Source organism: Brunnivagina elsteri CCALA 953, from assembly GCF_002289455.1.
Classification (GTDB): domain Bacteria; phylum Cyanobacteriota; class Cyanobacteriia; order Cyanobacteriales; family Nostocaceae; genus Brunnivagina; species Brunnivagina elsteri.
Map to the genome: position 1 here is coordinate 1 of NZ_NTFS01000682.1, position 1,938 is coordinate 1,938.

General features: G+C 35.5%; 2 protein-coding genes. Both read left to right on the forward strand.

The window, feature by feature from the left end; genetic code table 11:
- Positions 1-107 precede the first annotated feature (107 nt).
- On the forward strand, positions 108-404 hold the full coding sequence (locus CK510_RS29825) for a hypothetical protein (protein ID WP_095725049.1): 297 nt from the start codon (positions 108-110) through the stop codon (positions 402-404).
- Between the two features lie 167 nt (positions 405-571).
- Positions 572-1,537: a protein rep gene (locus CK510_RS29830; RefSeq protein ID WP_245912514.1), complete on the forward strand. Its 966-nt coding sequence runs from the start codon at positions 572-574 to the stop codon at positions 1,535-1,537.
- Positions 1,538-1,938 lie beyond the last annotated feature (401 nt).

Consider the following 1,938-nt stretch of genomic DNA (forward strand, 5'->3'; position numbering starts at 1 on the left):
CCATACCTCTCCCCTTGCTAAGGTGAGAGGCTTAAGAATTTCAGTTTTTCACTGTTTTTAGTATAATTAATTTCTAACTCCTAACTCAAAACTCCTAACTATTAATTATGCGTGCCAGAATTGAAGACGATTTACTATTTTTACATCACGAAGATTTACCTGGATATAAAAAAGGTGGTTCTGTAGTACGAAATAGTTATTTTTGGGCACTCAAATCAATTGCAGGACAAGCATCTCGTCAGCGTGATTGGGAATATGAATCGGAAATTTGGATTGCTCTGGGAAGAATGTTGATGTCTTTTACTGAGTCGGGTTATTTGGGTTATCGAGAGACTGTTTTGGAGTTTCCAATTACCCAGGGGGAAATTCCCGATGCGTTGCGTTTAGTTTCAACATGGGAGTAATAGTCTAGGAGTGCGATCGCGAATATATATCCGTTTCTAGCCAATGTTGCGATTTAATTAAGATAACTGCTGGTAACAATTATTCTGTTTATGTATAAATACTGAAAAACAATATTAATACTGTGTGTTAGTTTGGATTGTCAAGCATAGTACATCAGGGTTTTTTAGTGTTTTCCGAAAATAGCAATGATTCGATATGTAGTCATCATGTACCTATAAATCAAGAAGATAAAAATCAAATTAATTTATGCGATGTTTCTAAAGTCGGTAAAACTTGGGATAAGCACAAAGCAAATGCCGATCGCATATCCAAATATTATATGAATGCTAGCGAAGGTTCTTTTGAACGTTATGCGATGCGAGTTAAAAAATGTTCCGAATGGTTGGAGTTTGGATTATCACTAGAAGAATCAAAAGATACTCTCCAATTGAATTTATTGAATGCACAATTTTGCCGGGTTCGTCATTGCCCAGTTTGTCAATGGCGAAGAAGTTTAATCTGGAAAGCAAAGGCTTATAAAATTTTGCCACAGGTTATTGCTGATTATCCGAAATATCGTTGGCTGTTCATCACATTGACAGTCAAAAATTGCAATATAAAAGAATTACGACTTACGATAGATTGGATGAATAAAGCCTTTAAACGGTTAACAGAGTTAAAATCTTGGTCTGTTAAAGGTTGGATAAAATCAGTTGAAGTAACTAAAGGTCAAGATGGGATTTCCGCACATCCGCATTTACATATTTTGGCAATAGTACAGCCTTCATATTTTAGTCATGGCTACATTTCCCAAGCAAAATGGGTTGAATTATGGCAGCAATGCTTACGGGTTGATTATCAGCCAATAGCTCATGTTAGCGCGATCGCAAAACATCACGATCCAAAGGCATTAATTCCCGAAATCCTTAAATACCAGGTTAAGGAATCTGATTTAGTTGCGGACAAAGAATGGTTTCTAGAGTTAACACGTCAACTACACAAAAGTAGAGCGATCGCAGTTGGAGGTATACTCAGGCAGTATATGCAGGAATTAGAGAAGAATAACCAAAGCCTCATCGACAAAAGTGAAGAGAAAAATGAGGACAGTCAGGAAAACTTAGTGTTTCGGTGGAGTGGAAATTACACAAGTTGATTGCATATTTAAGTTAGAGGGGTAATCAAGTTATCTATTCCGATTTTTAAAATCAAGATTTTACTGCTTTCATAGCTTTATTTTGCTGAGATTCAATTAAAAAACGAAAGAGTCAGAGCATAAATTAGGTGAAACGAAGCGAAACCCAATAACATTTTTTATGACTTGTATAAGTTTAGTGGGATCGCAATCCCTCGTAGGTTGGGTGGAGCAAAGCGTAACCCAACGCATGATATCAAGAAAACAGAAATTATTTAAATTACTTAAATAGCTAAAAATTAACGTTTCAAATATTGAATAAAATGTTGGGTTACGCAAAGCCTTCACCCAACCTACAATAAAATAATTCGATAATTTTTTATATTATTCCCATCCAACATCTTCGGTAAATTCTATCTCTT

Coding starts and splice junctions, on each gene's coding strand:
- CK510_RS29825 (WP_095725049.1), top strand. CDS start 108: ATGCGTGCCAGAATTGAAGACGATTTACTATTTTTACATCACGAAGAT.